We start from the raw sequence: 6,000 nt of genomic DNA on the forward strand, positions 1-6,000 counted from the left end.
GGTTTGAGGGGGGCATCATGCTAATTAAAAAGAATTTCATACAGGGGACAGTGAATGGTGTTCAATTTTGCAATGGAACTCTAGCGTTACAAGGAATACAATTAAATGTATATTGCTTCGCCATAGACGGCGTTTTAATTGATACAGGGGCAAAATCACTAGAAAAAAAGTTTCAATCATTTTTTAAAGAAATGGATATTGATCAAGTCGTAGTCACACACTTTCATGAAGATCATACAGGCTGTGCTGCGTTTTTGCAGCAGGAGTTTAATTTACCTGTTTTTATGAATGATTTACATATTGAAAATTGTAAACAGAAGGCAGATTATCCGTTGTACCGTAAATTATTTTGGGGTAAGCGGGAACCGTTTCATGCGAAAACCATCGGGAAAACTTTTACTTCACGCAACGCCACTTGGGATGTCATCCAAACGCCAGGCCATTCTTTGGACCATCTTGCATTCTTCAATCGTGAGACAGGTCAGCTTTTTACCGGAGATTTATTTTGTCAGGAAAGGACAAAGGTTATCTTACGGGATGAAAACATTCCTGATATTATTGAGTCTTTAAAAAAGGTATTAACATTTGATTTTGGAGATGTGTTTTGCTGTCATGCAGGATACCTGAATGAAGGGCGTGCTGCCCTGCAGAGAAAGCTGGATTATTTGGTGGAGCTTCAAGGGAAAGTGGAAAAGCTCCACGAAGATGGATTGCCGCCAAGTAATATTACTAAGATTTTGTTTCCTAAAAAATATCCAATCACCCTTTTTTCATCAGGGGAATGGAGTTCTGATCACATTGTTAATTCCATTATCCAAGAACATGATAAAAGCTCTTTATGGGGGCTAAACAAATAAAATAGCAATTGAATAATAAATCAGAAGCCCTTTTCAATCGAGAAGGGCTTTGCTTTTTGTAAAATAATTCTTTTTTACAGGTTTCTTTTTCGACTTAGCACCTAAGAAGGCATAGTGCAGTACTCCAAGATATGGTAATCTCAGTAAGAGAAATAACTTAAAATTTCAAATGGAGGCAGGTTATGAAAATATTTAAGGATTGGACACTATTTGAAAAGGTATGGATTGTTATTTTCACTTTGATTAATGTGTATTTGTTTTTTGCCTGGGACGACTCCCTTTTAGGGTTTGTTTCTTCACTCACAGGTATGATTTGTGTCGTATTGGTCGCTAAAGGGAAAATAGCTAACTACTATTTCGGGATTATTCAAACTGGGACTTATGCCTATATCTCTTATACATATGGTCTATATGGAGAAGCGATGCTGAATGGCCTATTTTATTTTCCGATTCAATTTATCGGCATTTACACGTGGTCAAAACATAAAACCCCTGACAGCACCATTGGTGAAGATGTCGTTGTAAAGAGATTATCAGCAAAGGGCTGGGTATATTTAGTTTTAATATCAGCAGTATCTTCAGCAGGCTATGCGTATATTCTTCATCTAATTGGCGGTCAGCAGGTTCGTCTGGATTCTGTAGCCGTTGTGCTATCTATAGTAGCTCAATTATTAATGCTACAGCGTTTTGCAGAACAATGGGCTTTATGGATTGTTGTAAACATACTATCTATTATTCTATGGGTCATTACTCTTGTTAAAACTGGAGGAAATGATTGGTCAATGATGGTTATGTGGTCTGCCTTCTTAGTAAATAGCATCTATGGCTATGTTAACTGGATAAGAATGTCAAAGAAGCAGGTGGGGTTTAGTTGACAGCAGGTAAAGTTGGAATGTATGGAGGGAAGTTTCTTCCCTTTCCTCACTTGGGTCATGTATATGCGATGATCAGAGCTTCTACAATGGTAGATGAGCTGCATGTAATCGTTTCTCATGATACTGAATATGAAAAGTTACTTTGTGAAGGCGGGAAAATTGAACATGTTGACTTTACTATGCGTTTACGCTGGTGGACTCAGTTAACAAATGATTTAGACCATGTTCATGTACATCAGGTTTATGAAGAACAAACCGGACAATTCTCTGACTGGGAAAAAGGTGCAGAGGGAATTAAACAGAAGATAGGACGGCCAATCGATGTGGTATTTAGTTCTGAACACACATATAGCTCAATTTTTAATAAATTGTATCCAAATGCACAGCATATCATCATTGATTCGGAAAGAGATGCCTATCCGATTTCAGGCACTAAATTACGCGAAGAAGGTGTAATGAAACACTGGGAGATGATTCCTAAAATAATTCAGCCATACTTTGCAAAAAAGGTTGTAATTGTAGGTACAGAAAGCTGCGGTAAATCAACCTTAGTTAAGAACTTAGCTAATTTATATAATACTTCATATGTTGAAGAATATGGCAGGACTTTCTATGAACGACTGGGTGGATGTGAAGAAATTACTATCCCTGAGGATTATCCAGAAATAGCGTTTGAACATAAGTATCATGAAAAACTACAGCTTCAAAAAGCAAACAAAGTATTATTTGTTGATACAGAGGCTGCAGTTACTCAGTATTTTTCGCAAGCATACCTAAGTAAAAGACAACCCATTTTAGATGAGATTATTAAACTTCAAAAATATGATTTATGGCTTTTCTTAGAGCCAGATGTTAAATGGGTTGATGATGGAACGAGATCATTTGGGCAACAGGAAATACGTGACAATAATAATGGACTTCTTAAATCGATTTTAAAAGAGCATGGAATTGAATTTGTAACGATTAAAGGTAATTATCAAAAAAGATTGGAATCAGCAGTACATCATGTTAATGAATTAATTGAAAAAAAGGGACAATAAAGCACTGTCCTATCAAATGATTACAAAATACTGTATAGCGAATATAGTTGTACCAAAAGTAACATGGGGTTTCTAACATTATTTATGATTGGGTTCATTCTTTTTCTCAATTGGATATTAATAATGTAAGGATAGATGTGATTGAAGGATTATACGCGGCATTTTCTAAAGTATACGATTAGCAGCCGTTGGCGGGGGAAGTTCTGAACTTCTCCTATTTTTTTGAAAAAGCACTTTTAAATAATTATTGCTGTTAATCAAATAAAAATTAAGGACCCTATATTCGGTCTTGATTTTTATTTTTCAATCTCCTTAATAATGTCCGTTAATGCCACTTGAAACCACTCACTTTTGTCCTTATTTATATAACCATTATAGAACAACAGTTCGCTTTATTCAAATATCAACATAATCGTTTAAACAAGCCTTTAAAAAAGGAGGGTCAAAAATGGTATAATCCAGCGGAATATAACAGAAGTGTAACCTAACATACTTATAACATAGTGGATTTTAGGAGGAGTATTTTGAAAAAAGCCAAGATATAAAGCAGCAGTAAACCTTGGAACTCTTACATTCTGTAAGAGAAAACAGCAAGAGAAACATATGTGCAATCAAAACTGGGCACAAAAAATTATTCATTGGTGGCATATCTATAGAGCAGGGAAGGTGACTAAAAACTCTGTACCTTTACCAGGCTTACTATTAATTTTTATATTCCCTTTAAATTCCCGAATAATGCTAAAGGAAACCATTAGGCCGAGACCAGTACCTTTCTTTCCTTTTGTTGAGTAATACGGTTCACCTAAACGATTAATCTGATCGGCTGTCATACCAATACCTGTATCTGAAATACTGATTTTTACTTCGTTATTAATAACTTTAGTAAGAATGGTTAGAACGCCCCCATTTGGCATTGCCTCGATACAATTTTTCATAATATTAAGGAAGCACTGGCGAAAACGGCTTTTATCTCCATAAATATAACAACTATCGCTGTTTGCCTGGATAATTTCTACTGAATTCATGTTAGCCATCGGCTGCAGGGATTTAATAATCTGGTTAAGTTCGCTGCTCGCCTGAAATTTTTCTGCTTTGGACATGGCAGGCTGTGCAAATGTTAAGTAATCCTTAATAACAAGCTCAGCTGCAGTTAACTCGGTTAAAGCGATATCAATATACCCTCTTGTTTTCTCATTCATGTTTTGATCCTCTGCAGCAAGCTGTAAAAAACCTTGGACAGCGGTCAAAGGATTTCTGACTTCATGAGAAATAGCCGCGCTCATATGGCTGGCCAATTCAATTTTTTGTGCTTTTACCATCTGCTCCCGGAAAAATTCATTTTTTCTCATTTCTTCTATAAGATAAAACAGCAAACAAATCCCGATATATTGAATTAGAGTTGTGATAGCCACAGCTTTAAACCCCTCTAATGGAAGCCCGGATATTAATAAGCTGCATAACATGAAAATGTTCATGATAGTCAAAGCTGATAAAGATACAAAAAGACGCTTTTTTGAGTTTTGCATTTGGAACCAAGGGTGAGCAAAATATAAAAAAATGGCCAAAGTGATATAGAGTGGGAGTATTGTCCAAAAACCACTGTCAAAACCATACATTAATCCTCTAAAAAGGAGAGACAAAGCAGATAATAAAGGGCCAAATCCATAATAAAGCCCGCCTATAATAATAGGAATCTGTCTCATATCTATCATTACTCCATACAGCGGTGTAGAAAATAAAAGGCAAACCAAAACCGACAGAACAAGTCCGGTTCCACAGAGGACACGAGGGAGTGGTTCAGTATTGTACTTTTCAGCCCACAGATTAAAGATGAACATTAATAGCGTTATGATTGAAAGATTGAAAAACAAATCTTTTATCAAATCCATGACCAACCACCGTCCACCAATTACAAGTTATCTTTATTTTAAGGCTTTTTAACCTTTACAACAATAAAATCTTATTTATATTCTGTTATTCTTACTATTATTCCTTACCCTATATAACTGTTATTATTACACGAATTATTTATGTTCCTAATAAAAAGGTAAAACCAAGCTGCCAATCCATTCTCTATCCAAAAAGAAGAAGACAAATACCAGCCAACATTCCAGGCATTTCATCATCAATTTGTTGCCAGCAGCATTGCTGTTAAAGCTTGTCACGAAATCATACCATAGGCTCAAATTGGCTGTATGCTCTTATATGCGCCAGTTTACTCTTATGATTCCGATCCGGATGATGTGAAGTATTCCAGCATATTTGCTATAATCCTAAAGTTTATTGTATCTTTAAAGTGTAAACATCATTAAATAAAAAATATACATACCTAAAGATAGGGGAGACCAATGAATTCTGTTTCCAAGGTTTCTGAATATTTAATTGAAAATGCAAATACGATTGCGGTGGAAGTTGTTGAGTATAATATCAATAAATTAGAGTTTGAAGTGCCCGAAGCCGTAAGAAACTATACTATTATGTTTCAGACTGATTTCATTAAGCTGCTGGGTAAGGTTATTACCATTGAGGATAACGAGAAAGTTGCATCAGAATTTAATAAATGGCATAAAAAATACGAACTGCAGAATCGGCCAGCTACAGGTGCGAAAGTATCGAGCATTGTAGCCCCTTATGCAGACGTCCGGTTGTTCTTTAACAAACGCCTGACCATTATCAGCAAAAATCATCATTTATCTATAGATGAAGCAGCCATGATACAAAGCAGGCTAAATTATATGCTCGATCTTGGTCTAACCAAGGCCATTATTGATTTTGAAACCCACACGGAAGAGGAGACTAAAAAAAGGCGTGCGGAGATTCTGAAGCTAGCGTCTCCAGTAGTGCCAATCCACAATGGGATAGCCGTCCTCCCGCTGATCGGTTCAATCGATTTTGAAAGAGCAGAGCATCTGTTCTCCATTACTGTCCCAAGGATTAGTGAACTCCGGGTTAAAACTCTGATTATTGATTTCTCCGGTATCGTAAATATTGATACGGAGGCAGCAAACCATATCTTTAATCTATACAAGGTCCTTAATTTATTAGGAATAAGAGTGGTATTCACTGGAATCCGCCCCGACCTGGCATCAAAAAGTGTTTCGATAGGAAGCAGCTTAACTGCAATAGAATCGTATACAAATGTTGAAAAAGCACTGAACCATATTGGGATTTAATTATTGGTTAATTGCTGGCACAAACACCAATACCAAATGAATACAAAAACCGCAT

Annotated in this window: 5 protein-coding genes and 1 pseudogene; 5 read left to right on the top strand and 1 reads right to left on the bottom strand. The window is 36.2% G+C overall.

Going from position 1 to position 6,000, the window contains the following annotated elements; translation table 11 throughout:
* Nucleotides 1-17: 17 nt before the first annotated feature.
* The 3 genes from CVD28_RS13125 to nadR all read left to right on the top strand — a co-directional run bounded on the left by CVD28_RS13125 (nt 18) and on the right by nadR (nt 2,772).
* Nucleotides 18-857, top strand: coding sequence for an MBL fold metallo-hydrolase (locus CVD28_RS13125; protein WP_101592812.1), 840 nt, complete (start codon nt 18-20; stop codon nt 855-857).
* A gap of 182 nt (nt 858-1,039) precedes the next feature.
* The gene (gene pnuC, locus CVD28_RS13130) at nt 1,040-1,732 is read left to right on the top strand and encodes a nicotinamide riboside transporter PnuC (protein ID WP_101592813.1); all 693 of its coding nucleotides are present in this window, start codon (nt 1,040-1,042) and stop codon (nt 1,730-1,732) included.
* Nucleotides 1,729-2,772 carry a multifunctional transcriptional regulator/nicotinamide-nucleotide adenylyltransferase/ribosylnicotinamide kinase NadR gene (gene nadR, locus CVD28_RS13135; RefSeq protein ID WP_257985858.1) on the top strand — a complete coding sequence of 348 codons (1,044 nt, stop codon included), beginning with the start codon at nt 1,729-1,731 and terminating at the stop codon, nt 2,770-2,772. Before pnuC ends, nadR begins: the two co-directional genes overlap by 4 nt.
* A gap of 650 nt (nt 2,773-3,422) precedes the next feature.
* On the opposite strand, the gene CVD28_RS13140 is transcribed toward nadR, so the two are convergent.
* Complete coding sequence (locus CVD28_RS13140; protein WP_101592814.1) at nt 3,423-4,661, bottom strand: sensor histidine kinase; 1,239 nt, start codon at nt 4,659-4,661, stop codon at nt 3,423-3,425.
* A 180-nt stretch (nt 4,662-4,841) separates the two neighbouring features.
* Here CVD28_RS13140 and CVD28_RS29110 point away from each other — a divergent pair.
* Together CVD28_RS29110 and CVD28_RS13150 are read left to right on the top strand one after the other, a co-directional pair.
* Nucleotides 4,842-5,027: pseudogene (locus tag CVD28_RS29110) on the top strand (family 1 glycosylhydrolase); the annotation flags it as partial.
* Between the two features lie 93 nt (nt 5,028-5,120).
* Nucleotides 5,121-5,945 (top strand): STAS domain-containing protein, encoded by an 825-nt coding sequence (locus tag CVD28_RS13150; RefSeq protein WP_101592815.1) that lies wholly within the window; start codon nt 5,121-5,123, stop codon nt 5,943-5,945.
* The last annotated feature ends 55 nt before the right edge of the window (nt 5,946-6,000 follow it).

The organism is Bacillus sp. M6-12, from assembly GCF_002860285.1.
GTDB lineage: Bacteria > Bacillota > Bacilli > Bacillales > DSM-1321 > Peribacillus.